Genomic DNA, 15,186 nt, shown 5'->3' on the forward strand with positions numbered 1-15,186 from the left:
AATATGAAGATCTCAAGGATTGCATGCTTTGAAGTAATAGTACCAGCGAAGAAAGGATCTGTAGAGAGCAAGTCTATCAATAAACCACTGCATAAATTAGAGTCCGGTGTTCAGAAAGCATGGACGATGCAATTTGATCAGGTTTCTAAACTAATCGTGAAACTGGAGCTGGATGGTGGTATTGTCGGGTGGGGGGAGTTGTATCGTGGGCACAGTTGGCAGAACGTTTCAGACATTGCGGCTATATTGATTGACATGGATATAAATTCGATAACCTTACAGAAACTTCCATTTTCATATTGTCGGGAGTACGATGGATTTGAGTGCGCGATCTGGGATGCCTATGCCAAAGTACACCACATGCAGGTTGTAGATTTATTGGGAGGAGCGGTACAAGATAAAGTCAGAGTAGGCGCCTGGTCGAGTCACAGGAATATGGAAGATATTGCAGAATTGGTTGGTAATTTTACAAATCAAGGATATGACTGTATTAAATTCAAATGCGATTTGGAAGACGAGGTGGTGCAATGGAGTGCGGCTGTACACGCTGCAAATCCTCAAATGAAGATCATTCTGGATCCTAATGAGCGGTGGCTCAATGTGTATGAAGTCAAAAAAAGATTGAAACCTTTGTCGGAGATAGGAAATGTGCTGTGCATCGAAGATCCCATTTCCCGATGGAAATTGAATGATTTTCATTTACTCCGGAATTTTTCATCTGTTCCAATTGCACTGCATGTGGCTTTGCCATATATCCAGCACGGCCAAAGGATAAAAGATGCTATTCAGGCCATCCAGAATAATGCCGTCGATGGATTCAACTTTAATGGGTGTTTGTCTGATTTCCAAAGGTTGTCAAATATTGCGGCGGCGGCTGAAATCCCCTGCTGGCACGGTTCAGAGATCGATTTGGGAATCCTCGAAGCGAGATATGTACATTCGGCCATTGCTTCTACGGCATGTACCTGGCCGAGTGATATATTTGGCAGATTGATTCGAGAACATGATCTGCTCAAACAACCCATTCGGATTGATCCGCCTTATGCTTATCTTCCGGATGGACCGGGTCTGGGTGTGGAAGTGGATGAGGAGGCTGTCAGACATTATATGATACGACATAAAGAATTTAAATTAGCATGAAAGAAACTACCAGAAAACATCTAAGCAAATCATTGCCTGCCTCAGCAAAGCAGCATAAAACAGCCGGTCCTTACTCTCCTGTGTTAGTGGTAGATCCAGGGAAATTAGTGGTTTTATCAGGACAGGCTGCGATTGATGAAGACGGAAAGATTGTGGGTGAGACCATTGAAGAACAAACCCTGTATATGATGCAGAACTGTAAAATTCATTTGTCTGTGGCTGGTTGTGGGCTTAATGATGTGTTTAAGGTGACAGTCTATTTGAAAAATATGGATGATTGGCCTGCCTTCAATGCAATTTATAAAGATTACTTTGAGGAACCTCGCCCGGTGCGAACTGCAGTACAAGCCGGTTTAATCGGTGAATTATTAGTTGAAATTGAAATTTGGGCTACGACGTCATGATCTGGGAAGAATTAAGCAGCCTACAGTTAGCGAAGGCAGGGAAAAGCTTGCCGGTTATGGTTAATATCTCGGCTACAGAACAGCATGGGAATCATTTACCGCTGGGCACGGATCGTATCATCGGTGATTATTTTTGTAGAAAACTAAACGATAGAATAGCTGATAAAGTCCTTTTGTTGCCCAATTTGTCCATCGGTTATTCCAGGCATCATCTGGGTTTTCCAGGCACACTAAGCCTTAGTCATTCCACGCTCATAGCACAACTGGAAGAGATCGTGGATTCGGTTTTTGCACATAAGTTTACAAAATTCATCTTGTTTAATAGTCATGGGGGAAACCAGGCATTGGGCCAGGTGTTTATTGAAAAAATGGGGGATAAATATCCACACGGTCATTTCTTTATGATGAATTGGTTCCGTTTGGCAGTTGAAGAACTGCGTAAATTGTCAGAGTCCGGGCCTGGGGGGATTGGCCATGGTGGTGAATTTGAGACTTCATTAATGCTGCGAATAGCACCACATCTCGTTGATGAGAATAATATTTCGTCCATGAGGAACATTCCCACCTTTTCCTGGGCAGAAGGAGATCTTTTGCAGGGCGCAGAAGTATCCTATTACCGATCCATGTCATCTATGACAAAAAATGGTATTTATGGGGACCCACGCTTTGCGACCGCTGACAAAGGTGCAAAAATAGAAAAGGTTGTAGTGACACGGATGACAGAAATAGTAAATGATATTTTCAATATCTCCGCGAGTGAGTAGCTAGTCACGAGAAATATCTCGGTATCTCTGGTACGATATATGTGCTTAGAAGTACTTGCCGACGAATTATTCGTCCTGATTGTCGTTTATATCGACGAAAATGGGTATCTTACATCATGTTTGGAAAGAATCTTGTGTATTTAAGGAAAGCGCATAACTGGACCCAGGCTGAACTGGCGGACCGGCTGGACATTGCTCGAACCACCCTTGGAGATTATGAGCGGGAGAAAACAGAGCCCAATTTTGAGATGCTCACCCAATTGGCGGACCTGTTCAATATTGATATCGATGCACTCATTACCAGGGCAGTCTATCAGGAAGGGGTCAACATCCAACCTTCTTCTGAGCAAGTCAAAAGATATGTGGATCCGTCGTCTGAGTATTTGCAGGCCATTGATTTAGTGGAGACCAAAGCGGAAGCAGGGTACCTGGAGAGCTTTCAGGATCCGGAATATATCCGGGATTTGCCGAAGCTTTATTTGCCCTATTTGCCAAAAAATGAGTACCGTGGATTTGAAATAGAAGGTGATTCCATGTTGCCGATGGAATCTGGATCTGTGATTATCGGTGTGAAGGTGGAGAGCTTGGAAGCCTTGCGTAATCAGCGGACTTACATCATCATAACCAAACGCGAAGGGATGGTTTACAAACGGATTCAGAAAAACCTGGCAGGGAATTTCCTAACTGCTATATCTGATAATCCGTTGTTCCCCGCTTATGACATAGACTATGATTCCATCGCTGAGATCTGGCAGTATTATGCCCATCTGGGATTTTCGGATCAGTCGCCGGAATCGTATTTGGGAGGGATGGTCGACCGTGATATGTCAGAACGGATTGGAGATATTCAGCAGAAGGTGACTGAAATCTATGATCGAACCACCACTTGAAAACCCCGGAACCCAGCTTATGGACCATGGGTCTGGTCGGGATCTATCAAAACGCTATGGAAATCAATAAACAGTGCTGAAAAGGTAAATCACCCGCAAGATTGAACCTCGCCCGGCACAAAAAAAAGCACCTCCGGTCTTGAAGGTGCTTTTAATAGTATTCTAATTCGGTAGATAAACCTATTCACTGACCACTTCAAAAGAAATATTTCCTTTGACCTCTTTGTGGAAAGCTATTTCTGCCTGATATGTACCCAGGGTCTTTACTTCTTCGACTAAACTGATTTTTTTACGTGGAATATCAGTGCCCAATTGCTCTTTAATTGCCTGAGAAATCTGAAGAGCGGTGACACTTCCAAAAATCTTTCCTTCTGCCCCTGACTTGGCACCAATGCGGAGCACTTTTCCGTCAAGCGAATCTGCGATCTCTTTGTAATCAGAAAGTTTTTCGAGCTCTTTGGCCTCTTCCCGTTGTAAAATGTGGTTTAGTGTTTTGAGATTGGATTTGTTAGCTGCTTTGGCCAAACCTTGAGGTATAAGATAATTCCTGGCAAAACCGGGCTTTACCGATACGACGTCGTGCTTTTCACCTAACTTTTCTATATCTTTTAAAAGTATAATGTCCATTGTAATGTTAATTTGATCGGTGATAGAATTACTTCATAAGGTCGGTCACGTAAGGCAAGATAGCCAGGTGCCGAGCTCTTTTTACGGCAACAGCTAGTTTCCGCTGGTATTTCAGGGAGTTTCCCGTAATTCGTCGTGGAAGAATTTTTCCTTGTTCGTTCAAAAACTTCTTCAAAAACTCGGGATCTTTGTAATCTACATGTTTAATGCCGTATCGTTTGAACCGGCAGTATTTTTTCTTATTCTGACCAATATTTGGATTTGACAGGAACTTTATATCGTCTCTCTTTGCCATTTTTTTTAATTTTTAATGCTTACTAAATTATTCTTCTTCTCCACCTGCGACTACTTTCGCAGCTTTTTTAGGTTGCTCCTCCTTCGGTGCATTCTCTTCTTTGGGAAGCGATTTGCCGATGCGGCCATTTCGCTTGTCATCGTTGTACTGAACTGCAAATTTGTCCAGTTTGATCAACAAATAGCGAATGACCCGTTCGTCTCTTTTAAGCGCGAGTTCGAGTTTTTTAACGATCTCTCCTGTTTCTGAGGTGAATTCGAGGCTGTAGTATACCCCGGTGGAGCGTTTGTTAATCGGGTAAGCAAGTTGACGAAGACCGATGTCCTGCAAGTCAACAATGTTACAATTTTCACTTTTTAAGTGGTCAACGTAGTTTTGTGCCGTCGACTTTATCTCCTCGGTCGACAATACAGGATCTACGATGAAGGTAACTTCATATGTCCGCATGGTTTAGTAGTTTGTAGCCCAATCTATTATGATTTTATTGAGCGCGGTTAAGATAATGGAGCGCAAAGATAGGTAAATTATTTGTTTCTGTGTAATATATTGTGTATTGCTCTTTATTTTCTCACCCAGCTTATCGGAAGATCAGTTTGGTACTGACCGGCTAGCATGGGATTTTGCTCATTTTTTGTATATTTCCGGACTCCTGTACGAATGTAATGGTAAAGTTCTTGAATGGTGACAATCTGGTCTCGGTTGATATCCGCTTCGCCTTTCATCCCTTCTATTAAAAAGTATGAGAATACCCCTTGACGTAAACCACTGGCTTCTTTGCTGTATTCAGTTTCTTTGGAGGAGAGGAGAAATGCAGTACCTCCGGTGGATTGGGAGATTTGTTGATAAAAATCTTGCAACTGGGAGAGATTGGGTGTTCTGCTGGCCAGTAAACTCCCGCTAAAGCAGGCATCGGCCATAAATAATTTTTGTTTCGCTTGACTCGATGCTAAATATTTACGCAAACTTAGATAAGGTATTCTGTGGCGGTAGCCATCGGAATCCGCCGGGAGAAAATAACCATCCAGTCCGTGACCTGCAAAATAACAAATAATGACATCATTTTCGTCCGCCTTTGCAGACACCGTTTTCATAGCATGGACGATGTTTTCTTTGACCGCACTTTCATCAATGAGTATATGAATGTTTTCATCGGGAATTGCGCCACCTTCCGGGCTTTTCAAAAAAGCATAAATCCGGTAAGCATCATCATCTGAATACTTTAGAGTTTTAAAATTTTCGTACCGGCTGACCCCTACAATGACGGCGTAAATATTGACGTCACCTTTTTGAGGTTGAGGTCGAGGTCGAGGTCGAGGTCGAGATTGAGGCTGAGGCTGAGGCTGAGAGTGATTTTGTGCATGGGACGCTGTCTGGTTGGATTGCAGTTTGCCGTCCTTCCACAGCCCAGATATTTTGCTGCCATCTTGGCGGACCAGCGTGCCTTGTCCATTGGGTCGGTCTGTTTCAAAAAAACCTGTATATGCACTGCCATCTTTAAAGGTGTAGGTGCCCATGCCTTCCATAAAATTATTTTTGAACTGTCCGGAATACTTAGCGCCATTGGAGAACAATAGGACGCCTTCTCCGGCTTTTTTACCATTTTCCCAATCACCTTTATAGAGGTTGCCATTGGAGTAAAGCAGGGTGCCTTTTCCATTTGGTTTTCCTTTTTGAAATGCGCCTTCATAGACTGCTTGGTTGGTGTATTTGAATTTTCCGGATCCATTGTAACAGTTTCCGGAAAGGCATTGACCAAGGCCGTAGAATGGTAAAAGGATAGCCAATGAAAAGAGCCAGTTTCTCATAAATCTTATGTGGTTTTTGAGTAAGGGCTTATTTCAGAATATTCGATATATTTGTGTGAAAATGTGCTATTAGAACCCCTGATCCCGTAAATTATTATTTGTTTATTTGTTAAATTACCTCCGAGCCTTTTGGCCCTTGGGCAATGGATTTTAAAAAAGATATTATGAAGAAGTTGGTCTGCTTACTAGTTGCAACGCTGCTGATTGCTTGCAACTCAGGATTGCGTAAGGAATTAAACGCAAGTCATTCTGATAGCGAAACATTTGGTGAACGCATATCTGTGAAAAAGAATCAATCGCTTTTGGCGATTCAAAATGACCTGCAAACTACAGATACCGTTTTTACTTCAACGGTTGGATTGGTTAGCAAAGTTTGTCAGAAGAAAGGATGCTGGATGACGATCCGGTCTGAAGGAGAAGAGGCTCCAGTTTTTATGGTGAAATTTAAGGATTATGGATTTTTTATGCCCAAGGATATATCTGGTGATACCGTACTTCTCCAGGGGAAGGCTTTCCGACAGGTAACCGATGTGGAAACTCTAAAACATTTTGCGCGGGATGCAGGGAAAAGTGAGCAGGATGTAGCCATGATCACGACTCCCAGGGAGGAATATATTTTTATAGCAGATGGAGTAGAACTGTTTCGGAAAAAAAATTAAAATAATTTGAGTTGGCAGGCAGCGGAAGTTTGGGGGGAGGCGTTTTAAAGATAGAAATGTGAAAATGGCAGCCCTTCGAATGTTGATTAATAGGATTTTACTAACTCTCTGATTGTGAAAAGATCAATTATGTGAAGATGAACATTGCATAAGGGCTGCTCAAATTCATTGCTTAAATATAAGACATATTTTTATAAATCCAAGAATATTCAAAAAGTTTTTTATAATTTTTTGACAGATTCCTGTAGATATTCCAAATCTACGTTCTCTTTAATGAGTTCTATAGCGCGTTGGATCTTCCATGGTGTCTTTAAATTGATCTTCACTTCCATCTTTGATATCTTTCTCACCGTACCCAAGGTGTCCAAATGTGTACGAATAAAAGGTATCTTGTTTCGCTTTATATAATCTTCTGTTTCTGAATTAATAAATCCATCCCCGGTGGCTACGATTCCGGATAGTGGTGAAAAATCGCCGTGTTTTTCATAGCTCCAGATTTTGACTTTATTAATGGCGTTGTCAACGCGGTCTGCGGCCACGACCAATAAAAGATTTTTTTGCGAAGTCTGCAGCTGATTCCGTTCGAGCACAGAACCTGAAATGATGTCTTCTACTTTGTTGTATACGTGGTCTTCATTGAATGTAACGGTGCCTTGAATCTGGTCAATGATCCCTTTTATAATCGGGAAAGCCATGGATTTATCATAGGGTACAAAGCCCAAAGGTTTTAAGTTCATTTCCCGGAGTTTCTTGGAAACGTAGTATTTGGTTTTCTCCATTTTTTCGGGAATTACTTTGTTGATAATGACCCCAATGATTGGAACATTTTGTTCACGAAAAAGTGCTACGCAGGCATTGAGACGGTCGATAGTACGCCCTATTCCTCCCTCTACGATCATCACGACACCCAAGTCGAGTAGTTTGGCGACATCGGCATTGGAAAGGTTGACGATACTGCCTACACCGGGGTGACCGGTTCCTTCATAGATGACAAGATCATGAGCTTGATCAAGGTATTTGGCGGCCTTCAGTATATCATCTTTGTAGTGGTAATCTTGTGGGTTGTCCAGGTAAGCAGTGGTAGCTCCAGATCCGAGGATGACTGGTGAATGATGCGTCGGTTCCAGTGAAAATCCCAATAAGTCAGCAAATAACAAGGTGTCTTTATCTACTCGAAGGTCATCCAGGTCCAGAAATTGTTGTCCTACTGGTTTGCAATATCCGACGTTGTACCCCAGGGCATGATATATAGCGGTCAAACCCAGGGTGGAGGTGGTTTTTCCCACATGCTGATTGGTTGCAGCAACATAAAATCCTTGCATATGAAGTATTATTTTGATCTACGAATTCCTAATGTAAGCATTTTTACCGGGAAGTCGAATCAGACAAAGCGGTTTCACTAATTAGCACGTAGAAATCCATGGCCTTCGTCGCAGCGAACACCCAAGTCAGCAAACATTTTAAAAAAATTGCTTTATTTTACAGCTAAATTTATACTGTGCTGATTTATTACAGTCATTTTCTATGGGTTCCGCTTGTGTTTATATTCAGTTCCTGTTCGGAGGAGATGAACAAACAGAATTACAGTCAAAGAGCGGAGTTTATAAATGGAGTTACATTGGTGGCACCTTCCCGTCCTTTTAGCAGAGACCCTGCTGTCGATGTGGAACAAATGGGAGCCGGGTGGTTGGCTGTAGTGCCCTATGGCTTTACACCTGCTGATGAATCCACCGTATGGTATAATCATTCCCGACAATGGTGGGGAGAAACCATTCCGGGAATCATCCAAACCGTAAAGCATGGTCACAATGCGGGTTTAAAGATCATGCTAAAGCCCCAGATCTGGGCACGTCATAAATGGAGCGGCGAAATTGAGTATCACTCTGAAAATTCATGGAATCAATGGGAAAGTGCTTATCGCAACTACATATTGGAGATGGCTCATACTGCAGACAGCATGAAGGTTGAAATGCTTTGTATTGGAACAGAGCTCAAAAAATCTGTGGAGATCCGCCCCTTGTTTTGGGCCCAGTTGATTGATCAGATTCGACGTATCTATAAAGGTCAGTTGACTTATGCAGCGAATTGGGATTCGTATGAAGCTTTTCCTTTTTGGAATGAAATGGATTATATTGGTATCAATGCATATTTCCCACTGTCTGATGCCCGGCATCCAACACGGGTGGAACTGATTCAAGCTTGGTCCCCGATCATCAAAAAAATAGAAAGCCTTCATCAAAGAACGGATAAGCCGGTCTTGTTTACAGAATTTGGTTATCTCAGTACAGATTTCAATGCGCACAATACCTGGGAGAAAGAAAAGATAATTGAAGAACTGCCGGTTAACGAAGCCGCTCAATCGTTGGCGATTGATGTATTGTTTGATTGTTTTTATCCCAAAAAATGGTGGAGTGGTGGTTTTATCTGGAAGTGGTACCCGCCGGGATACCGGGTGCGGAATCAAGCCCGGGATTATACGGTTCAGAACAAAGAGGCGGAGGAAATTCTTTCAATATGGTATAACAAATAATTGCATATGTTCTTATATAAAACGGTGACGGCGCTTCAGAATCATCTCCAGGAAAGACGCAAAGAAGGAAAAGCTATTGGTTTTGTACCCACGTTGGGTGCTTTGCATCGTGGACATGGTTCATTGATTAAAGCGTCCTTAAACAAGCAGTGCTATACTGTAGTTAGTATTTATGTTAATCCGACTCAGTTTAATGATGTGGATGATCTGGCCAAGTATCCCCGTCCGCTGGTTCGGGATCTTCAATTTCTTTTTGATTTGGGTTGCGACGTATTATTTCTGCCAACCGACGGAGAGGTTTATCCGGATGGACGTAAGGCCGGACCTGATTTGGATCTGAGGCATCTTGGGACGACCCTTGAGGCAGCATTCCGGCCTGGCCATTTTGAAGGGGTTCTGCAGGTAGTAGATCGGTTATTGAACATCGTCCAACCTGATATTTTGTTCATGGGAGAAAAAGATTTGCAACAATTATTGGTCATTCGAAAGTTGATCGAATCAAAGAAATTATCGATTGAATTGGAAGCTGTACCCACAGTTCGCGAAGAAAATGGACTGGCCTTGAGTAGTCGCAATGAACGTCTGACTGCTGAGCACCGGGCAGCGGCTTCTCTGATTTATACCACCCTTTCCTGGGTTGCGGAAAACTTTAAGTCGGACAAACTGGAGGATCTGAAATCCGAGGCTATAGCTCACTTGAATCAATCTCCATTTCGGCCTGAGTATTTTGAATTTGTGCGGGGAGATAATTTGCAGATTTTATCACAAAAGGATGAATATCAGGGGGTAATATATGCCGTGACTGCTGTGTGGTGTACGGATATTCGGCTCATCGATAATATGGCCATGCCGGATTAGAAGAAAAGGTGTTAGGTGAAAGGCGTTAGGGGAAAGGGGGATCATTTTCCAGGATTGTTTCTTCTTGGCCGGGCTGGGACAAATCATCCAGCTTACTGCAACAGGATGAAAAACATGTAGAAGAACCCAGACCCTGATCTAAACTTTCGCGGGATTAAAACTGTTATGCTTACGAAATTGATCCATTATTTTAATTTAACGATCAAATATTCCTAAATTTGCGCTCTTATGTTAATCCAAAGATTTAAATCCAAAATCCATCGGGCCACGGTGACCGAAGCGAACCTGAACTATGTCGGTAGCATTACCATCGATATAGCCTTGCTGGAGGCGTGCAATATTCAGGAAGGGGAGCGTGTGCAAATCGTCAACAATAATAACGGAGAACGTTTAGAAACTTATACCATTGCCGGAGAACGTGGTTCGGGAGTGATTTGCCTGAATGGTGCGGCAGCACGAAAAGCTGAGGTGGGGGATGTAATTATTATAATCTCATATGCTTTGATGACCCCGGAGGAAGCTGCGGAGTATACCCCGATCACGGTTTTTCCTGCTGAAAACAATAAGATATCCTAAGCTAATTTGAAAAAAAGCATCTCGACCCTACTGCGCCTCCTTCTTTTCCTATCGCTGGGTGTCTTTATCTTTTACTTTGTGTATAAAGAACAAGCTGCTCAGTATATGAATTTTTGTCTCGAGCAGGGAAACAGTGCATCTGAATGTAGCCTGGTCGATAAAATCATCAATGATTTGCGGCATGCCCGTCCATTTTGGTTGGTTATGACCCTGGTCTTATACTTTATCAGTAATGTTTCCCGGGCCATTCGCTGGAAATTATTGGTCGAACCCGACAACGGACCTGTTCGAGTGAGAAATACTTTTCTGGCAACCATGGTGGGATACTTTGCAAACCTGGCAATTCCTAGATTTGGTGAATTTGTCCGGGCAGGGGTGCTTTCCAGGTACGAAAAGATAGGGTCTGCAGAAGTGATGGGGACGGTAGTAACAGATCGTTTGCTGGATGTGCTTTGTCTGTTGTTGATGTTTGGGCTTGGGATGATCCTGGCATCAGGACAAATACTGGACTATCTCTCAACTCATGCACAATTGCCGAATATTTCTTCTTTTATGATTACAGGTCTTATTCTGGGTATTTTGTTGGTTCTTGGCCTGACTGTATATCTTGGTGTGCGGTTTAAGTACCACCGGATTATGCAGCGTTTGAAAGCAAAAGTGAAATCATTTGTGGCAGGCGTGATGAGTATTCGGAATGTTAAAAACTATAAGTTGCTTGTATTTCACAGCCTCAACATATGGTTGATGTATTATCTGATGACCTTTTTGCCATTTCTTAGTTTTGATTCTACCGCTCATCTTACCCCGGTCGCTGGTTTGCTGGTGTTTATATTTGGAGGATTGGGGATGGTGTTACCAGCGCCTGGTGGGATTGGTACCTATCATGCTATGGTGATTGCGGGGCTGAGTATATATGGTGTATCCGGACCGGATGCTTTTTCTTTTGCAATGATTATTTTTCTGGTTATCAATATATGTGTAAATTTAGTGATGGGGGTAGTTTCTTTAATAGCTTTACCGATCGTAAATACAAACTATAAACCGCAACGGGAGCATGACCACTGATTTCGTAGCTAAAAAACTCATCCATTCATCCGAACTACACGCTCTGTCAGATCAACGTGAAGAGAAGCTGATTTGGACCAATGGGTGTTTTGATATTATTCATGCCGGACACATTACCTATTTATATGGTTGCAAAATGCTGGGCGGTCGACTCATAGTGGGGCTGAATAGTGATGCTTCTGTTCGCAGGCTCAAGGGCGTTAATAGACCAGTGAATAGTGTGGAAGAGCGTATTCTTCATCTGGCATCCTTTTTCTTCGTGGATTATGTGTTCGTCTATGAAGAGGATACGCCATTGAAGTGGATCGAAATAATAAAGCCGGATCTATTGGTCAAAGGAGGTGATTACAAAGTAGAAGACATTGTTGGGTATCACGAAGTGGTTCGGTATGGTGGCCAGGTGACGACCATTCCTCTGGTGGAAGGAAAAAGTACTACCTCGTTAATCGAAAAAATACGGGCGAACCATGACTAAAGTAAAAACAGTTGCAGATTTTTTGGAAAATATAGCGCCGCTGGAGCTTCAGGAAGATTATGATAACAGCGGTTTGATCACGGGCTCTTTTTCCTGGAACGTGACGGGGGTACTCTGCGCTTTGGATTGCACACCAGAAGTGGTCATGGAAGCCAGGGAAGAGGGGTGTAACCTCATCGTCTGCCATCACCCGATCATATTTCAGGGTTTGAAAAAGCTTAGTGGGGATTCCTATATAGTTCGTGCAGTCGTCATGGCCATACGTCATGACATTGCGATTTACGCAATCCATACCAATCTGGACAATGTGCTTCGACATGGTGTTAATGAGCGGATCGCTCAGCGACTGAACCTCAGCAATGTTCGGATTTTGGCCCCAAAAGAAGGAGAATCTAAAATAGGAGCAGGTGTTGTAGGTAACTATCCTGATCCATTTTCTGTGATTGACTTCCTGGGAATGGTCCGGGATCGATTTGAATTGGAAGTCATCAAGTATGTTCCAGCGTCATCAGTCCAAAAAGTGCGAACGGTGGCAGCGTGTGGAGGTTCGGGGAGCTTCCTGCTGCAGGATGCGATCCAAAGTGGTGCCGATGCATTTATCACCGCTGACTTTAAATACCATCAATACTTTGATGCCGAGGATCGGATAATGATTTTGGATATCGGCCATTATGAAAGTGAAAAATACACAATTCAATTGTTGCATGAACTATTATCCAATAATTTTCGTAATTTTGCGGCTCAAATAACGAAAGTCGATACGAACCCGGTTCGATATTTCAAATAAAAGGAAGAGAATATTATGGCAAAAAAGAAAGAACTTACAGTAGAAGAAAAATTGACTGATTTATATGAATTGCAGTCGATTGATTCAGAGCTGGATAAAATTGAAATTCTCAAAGGAGAGCTTCCTGTAGAAGTAAATGATCTGGAAGATGAGATTGAAGGACTGAAAAAACGTGTTAAACGATTGGAGGCAACCATCGAGGAGATGGAAGAGGACAACAATCGACAAACCACCAACATCAAAGAAGCTCAAGCTTTGATCGACCGGTATAACAAGCAGCTCGATGATGTGAAAAACAATCGGGAGTATGAGGCTTTAAGTAAGGAGCTTGAATTGCAAAGTCTTGAAATTGAATTATCCGAAAAGCGAATTCGGGACGATAAAGCCAAGATTGAAGCCAAAAAAGAGGTTTTGGCTGAAACTCAAAGCCGACTAGATAAAAAACAGGAGACGCTTGACCTGAAAAAAAGTGAACTTGGAAAGATCATTGAGAAGACAGAGAAGGACGAGAAGAAGCTGGAAAAGCAATCCGAAAAACAAAGAGAAAAGATCGAGAAACGATTGATGAAAGCCTATAATAAAGTCCGGGGATCTTACCGGAACGGTCTGGCCGTGGTTACGGTAGAACGGAACTCATGTGGCGGTTGCTTCAACAAAATTCCACCTCAGACACAGCTGGAGATTTCTCTGATGAATAAGGTGATCGTATGTGAGCATTGCGGACGGATATTGGTTGACCAGTCGATCGCCGGAGAAGAAGTGGAAGCATAATAAGTGGTGCAAAAGTGCATTTTTTCTGTGTCGTAAAAAATTAATAAAAGTAAGAGATATAGGTTTGGATTATCTGAATTTGAACTTATATTTGCGGTCTTTTAAGAAATAGAATGGCGTGGTAGCTCAGCTGGTTAGAGCGCAGGATTCATAATTCTGAGGTCGGCGGTTCAAGCCCGCCTCACGCTACGTTCATAGGCTGCTCCACTGGAGCAGCCTTTTTTGATTTTATTCCTTGGTATCATTCTTATTTATAAATGCCGCATGTATACCGCGATATGCCTCAATTTTCTTCGTCAACAAAACCCGGTGTGCCTCAAGCTATCCCTCTGCTTTTTCCCTCGATAATCTTGGACGATCTGCTGAATATTATACCACATTGTGAAATGCATAGGACATCAATGTACAACCTGAAGAACAAGACCTTCGTTTTGCCACCTACAGTGCCGTCCGCCTAATTGCACGTTACAAGAAAAATTTTATCCGGGCTAAGTCTTTCTATAATGAAGCAAGAAAGGCATGTATGGCAGAAGTCGACGTAGCCCATGAAGTCACCAAACGAACGACAGACTCGCTTTTGTTACATGGACCCCAAATATGAAAAGTGTACTTGTTTTGCAATTCTTCAATGACCTGGTCGGGAAATACAGGAAAAAGCTGATTAGAGGCAGGCGGACGATCAAAGGTGTATCCAGCGACCTGCAAACCTTCAGATAATTCCCTGGCACAAAAGTTGGCGTGTTGTCCCAGTTCGTAATACAATCCATCCCTGAACATTTCGGTAAACTGGATTCCGAAAAACCGGCTTTTGGCCAACAAGCCACCCTTTTGCTTCATAATATACCGAAAATTGCTTTGAAGCGCTTCATTGGTGATGACAATTGCCTCACCAAACAATGCGCCATTTTTAGTGCCTCCGATATAGAATACGTCAACCATTTGGGCCAGATCTTGTAAGGATAGATCATTTGAGGGTGAAGTAAGTGCTGCCCCCAGACGGGCGCCGTCCACATAAAGCCAGAGGTCATTCTTCCGGCAGTACCTTGAAAGATTTTCGAGCTCTGTCTTTGTGTAGATAGTACCACATTCGGTGGTCTGGGATATAAACACTGCTTTTGGCTTGACTCTATGTTCGTCCTGGTGTCGATCGAGAATGGGTGCAATGAGATGGGGAGTCAACTTTCCGGTCTCTGTATCGATCAAGATGATCTTGTGGCCTGTTGCTTCAATAGAGCCGGTTTCATGCACTGAAATATGAGCAGAACCGGCTGCAATCACTGCTTCGTAAGGTCTCAGGATAGCACTTAATATGAGGAGATTCGCCTGGGTGCCGCCCGACACAAAATGCACAGCTGCCTTCATGGCCCCCGTTTCTTGCCTGATTAACCGGATGGCTTCTTGACAGTACGGATCCATACCGTACCCTTCTACCTGGCCGTTGTTGTATCTCGCAATTGCCTCAAGAATACGGGGATGCGCCCCTTCACTGTAATCATCCCGAAAACTGTATTGATTCACCGAATTCATCATTTTGTGCTAT

The 15,186-nt window shown here is 42.9% G+C and carries 18 protein-coding genes and 1 tRNA gene; 13 read left to right on the forward strand and 6 right to left on the reverse strand.

Going from position 1 to position 15,186, the window contains the following annotated elements; translation table 11 throughout:
- Positions 1-3 precede the first annotated feature (3 nt).
- The 4 genes from KUV50_RS10215 (at position 4) to KUV50_RS10230 (ending at position 3,198) form a co-directional block, all read left to right on the forward strand.
- Positions 4-1,140 carry a mandelate racemase/muconate lactonizing enzyme family protein gene (locus KUV50_RS10215; RefSeq protein WP_222580047.1) on the forward strand — a complete coding sequence of 379 codons (1,137 nt, stop codon included), beginning with the start codon at positions 4-6 and terminating at the stop codon, positions 1,138-1,140.
- Positions 1,137-1,544 carry a RidA family protein gene (locus KUV50_RS10220; protein ID WP_222580048.1) on the forward strand — a complete coding sequence of 136 codons (408 nt, stop codon included), beginning with the start codon at positions 1,137-1,139 and terminating at the stop codon, positions 1,542-1,544. The genes KUV50_RS10215 and KUV50_RS10220 overlap by 4 nt, the downstream gene beginning before the upstream one ends.
- Positions 1,541-2,308, forward strand: coding sequence for a creatininase family protein (locus KUV50_RS10225; protein ID WP_261395139.1), 768 nt, complete (start codon positions 1,541-1,543; stop codon positions 2,306-2,308). The genes KUV50_RS10220 and KUV50_RS10225 overlap by 4 nt, the downstream gene beginning before the upstream one ends.
- Positions 2,309-2,424: 116 nt before the next feature.
- Positions 2,425-3,198, forward strand: coding sequence for an XRE family transcriptional regulator (locus tag KUV50_RS10230; RefSeq protein ID WP_222580050.1), 774 nt, complete (start codon positions 2,425-2,427; stop codon positions 3,196-3,198).
- A gap of 180 nt (positions 3,199-3,378) precedes the next feature.
- Here KUV50_RS10230 and rplI read toward each other — a convergent pair whose 3' ends face one another.
- The 4 genes from rplI to KUV50_RS10250 form a co-directional block, all read right to left on the reverse strand.
- Positions 3,379-3,825: a 50S ribosomal protein L9 gene (gene rplI, locus KUV50_RS10235; protein ID WP_222580051.1), complete on the reverse strand. Its 447-nt coding sequence runs from the start codon at positions 3,823-3,825 to the stop codon at positions 3,379-3,381.
- Positions 3,826-3,853: 28 nt separating this feature from the next.
- Positions 3,854-4,120 (reverse strand): 30S ribosomal protein S18, encoded by a 267-nt coding sequence (gene rpsR / locus KUV50_RS10240; protein WP_222580052.1) that lies wholly within the window; start codon positions 4,118-4,120, stop codon positions 3,854-3,856.
- Positions 4,121-4,147: 27 nt separating this feature from the next.
- On the reverse strand, positions 4,148-4,567 hold the full coding sequence (rpsF, locus tag KUV50_RS10245; RefSeq protein WP_222580053.1) for a 30S ribosomal protein S6: 420 nt from the start codon (positions 4,565-4,567) through the stop codon (positions 4,148-4,150).
- Between the two features lie 113 nt (positions 4,568-4,680).
- Complete coding sequence (locus KUV50_RS10250) at positions 4,681-5,925, reverse strand: caspase family protein (RefSeq protein ID WP_222580054.1); 1,245 nt, start codon at positions 5,923-5,925, stop codon at positions 4,681-4,683.
- Between the two features lie 164 nt (positions 5,926-6,089).
- Here KUV50_RS10250 and KUV50_RS10255 point away from each other — a divergent pair, with 164 nt between their 5' ends.
- Positions 6,090-6,584 (forward strand): DUF4920 domain-containing protein, encoded by a 495-nt coding sequence (locus KUV50_RS10255; protein ID WP_222580055.1) that lies wholly within the window; start codon positions 6,090-6,092, stop codon positions 6,582-6,584.
- 221 nt (positions 6,585-6,805) lie between these two features.
- Here the strand turns inward: KUV50_RS10255 and KUV50_RS10260 are convergent, their stop codons facing one another.
- Positions 6,806-7,906 carry an AAA family ATPase gene (locus KUV50_RS10260; RefSeq protein ID WP_222580056.1) on the reverse strand — a complete coding sequence of 367 codons (1,101 nt, stop codon included), beginning with the start codon at positions 7,904-7,906 and terminating at the stop codon, positions 6,806-6,808.
- 245 nt (positions 7,907-8,151) lie between these two features.
- Between KUV50_RS10260 and KUV50_RS10265 the strand changes: the two genes are divergently transcribed.
- The 8 genes from KUV50_RS10265 (at position 8,152) to KUV50_RS10300 (ending at position 13,835) form a co-directional block, all read left to right on the forward strand.
- Positions 8,152-9,114, forward strand: a complete 963-nt coding sequence (locus tag KUV50_RS10265; RefSeq protein ID WP_222580057.1) for a glycoside hydrolase family 113 — start codon at positions 8,152-8,154, stop codon at positions 9,112-9,114.
- 6 nt (positions 9,115-9,120) lie between these two features.
- Positions 9,121-9,972: a pantoate--beta-alanine ligase gene (panC, locus tag KUV50_RS10270; protein WP_222580058.1), complete on the forward strand. Its 852-nt coding sequence runs from the start codon at positions 9,121-9,123 to the stop codon at positions 9,970-9,972.
- Positions 9,973-10,200: 228 nt separating this feature from the next.
- On the forward strand, positions 10,201-10,548 hold the full coding sequence (gene panD / locus KUV50_RS10275) for an aspartate 1-decarboxylase (protein ID WP_222580059.1): 348 nt from the start codon (positions 10,201-10,203) through the stop codon (positions 10,546-10,548).
- A 6-nt stretch (positions 10,549-10,554) separates the two neighbouring features.
- Positions 10,555-11,613: a lysylphosphatidylglycerol synthase transmembrane domain-containing protein gene (locus KUV50_RS10280; protein WP_222580060.1), complete on the forward strand. Its 1,059-nt coding sequence runs from the start codon at positions 10,555-10,557 to the stop codon at positions 11,611-11,613.
- Positions 11,603-12,088: a D-glycero-beta-D-manno-heptose 1-phosphate adenylyltransferase gene (gene rfaE2 / locus KUV50_RS10285; protein WP_222580061.1), complete on the forward strand. Its 486-nt coding sequence runs from the start codon at positions 11,603-11,605 to the stop codon at positions 12,086-12,088. Before KUV50_RS10280 ends, rfaE2 begins: the two co-directional genes overlap by 11 nt.
- Entirely contained in the window at positions 12,081-12,875 is a 795-nt protein-coding gene (locus KUV50_RS10290) for a Nif3-like dinuclear metal center hexameric protein (RefSeq protein ID WP_222580062.1), read from the forward strand. The genes rfaE2 and KUV50_RS10290 overlap by 8 nt, the downstream gene beginning before the upstream one ends.
- A 15-nt stretch (positions 12,876-12,890) precedes the next feature.
- Positions 12,891-13,646: a zinc ribbon domain-containing protein gene (locus tag KUV50_RS10295; protein ID WP_222580063.1), complete on the forward strand. Its 756-nt coding sequence runs from the start codon at positions 12,891-12,893 to the stop codon at positions 13,644-13,646.
- A 115-nt stretch (positions 13,647-13,761) separates the two neighbouring features.
- Positions 13,762-13,835, forward strand: a tRNA-Met gene (locus tag KUV50_RS10300).
- Between the two features lie 309 nt (positions 13,836-14,144).
- Here KUV50_RS10300 and KUV50_RS10305 read toward each other — a convergent pair.
- Positions 14,145-15,176: a threonine aldolase family protein gene (locus KUV50_RS10305; protein WP_261395103.1), complete on the reverse strand. Its 1,032-nt coding sequence runs from the start codon at positions 15,174-15,176 to the stop codon at positions 14,145-14,147.
- Positions 15,177-15,186: the final 10 nt, after the last annotated feature.

The organism is Membranihabitans marinus (assembly GCF_019802045.1).
GTDB lineage: Bacteria > Bacteroidota > Bacteroidia > Chitinophagales > Saprospiraceae > Membranihabitans > Membranihabitans marinus_A.

Bases quoted from the DNA above. Each gene is read 5' to 3' on its own strand.
- KUV50_RS10215 (WP_222580047.1), top strand. From the start codon at position 4: ATGAAGATCTCAAGGATTGCATGCTTTGAAGTAATAGTACCAGCGAAG.
- KUV50_RS10220 (WP_222580048.1), top strand. From the start codon at position 1,137: ATGAAAGAAACTACCAGAAAACATCTAAGCAAATCATTGCCTGCCTCA.
- KUV50_RS10225 (WP_261395139.1), top strand. From the start codon at position 1,541: ATGATCTGGGAAGAATTAAGCAGCCTACAGTTAGCGAAGGCAGGGAAA.
- KUV50_RS10230 (WP_222580050.1), top strand. From the start codon at position 2,425: ATGTTTGGAAAGAATCTTGTGTATTTAAGGAAAGCGCATAACTGGACC.
- rplI (WP_222580051.1), bottom strand. From the start codon at position 3,825: ATGGACATTATACTTTTAAAAGATATAGAAAAGTTAGGTGAAAAGCAC.
- rpsR (WP_222580052.1), bottom strand. From the start codon at position 4,120: ATGGCAAAGAGAGACGATATAAAGTTCCTGTCAAATCCAAATATTGGT.
- rpsF (WP_222580053.1), bottom strand. From the start codon at position 4,567: ATGCGGACATATGAAGTTACCTTCATCGTAGATCCTGTATTGTCGACC.
- KUV50_RS10250 (WP_222580054.1), bottom strand. From the start codon at position 5,925: ATGAGAAACTGGCTCTTTTCATTGGCTATCCTTTTACCATTCTACGGC.
- KUV50_RS10255 (WP_222580055.1), top strand. From the start codon at position 6,090: ATGAAGAAGTTGGTCTGCTTACTAGTTGCAACGCTGCTGATTGCTTGC.
- KUV50_RS10260 (WP_222580056.1), bottom strand. From the start codon at position 7,906: ATGCAAGGATTTTATGTTGCTGCAACCAATCAGCATGTGGGAAAAACC.
- KUV50_RS10265 (WP_222580057.1), top strand. From the start codon at position 8,152: ATGAACAAACAGAATTACAGTCAAAGAGCGGAGTTTATAAATGGAGTT.
- panC (WP_222580058.1), top strand. From the start codon at position 9,121: ATGTTCTTATATAAAACGGTGACGGCGCTTCAGAATCATCTCCAGGAA.
- panD (WP_222580059.1), top strand. From the start codon at position 10,201: ATGTTAATCCAAAGATTTAAATCCAAAATCCATCGGGCCACGGTGACC.
- rfaE2 (WP_222580061.1), top strand. From the start codon at position 11,603: ATGACCACTGATTTCGTAGCTAAAAAACTCATCCATTCATCCGAACTA.
- KUV50_RS10290 (WP_222580062.1), top strand. From the start codon at position 12,081: ATGACTAAAGTAAAAACAGTTGCAGATTTTTTGGAAAATATAGCGCCG.
- KUV50_RS10295 (WP_222580063.1), top strand. From the start codon at position 12,891: ATGGCAAAAAAGAAAGAACTTACAGTAGAAGAAAAATTGACTGATTTA.
- KUV50_RS10305 (WP_261395103.1), bottom strand. From the start codon at position 15,176: ATGATGAATTCGGTGAATCAATACAGTTTTCGGGATGATTACAGTGAA.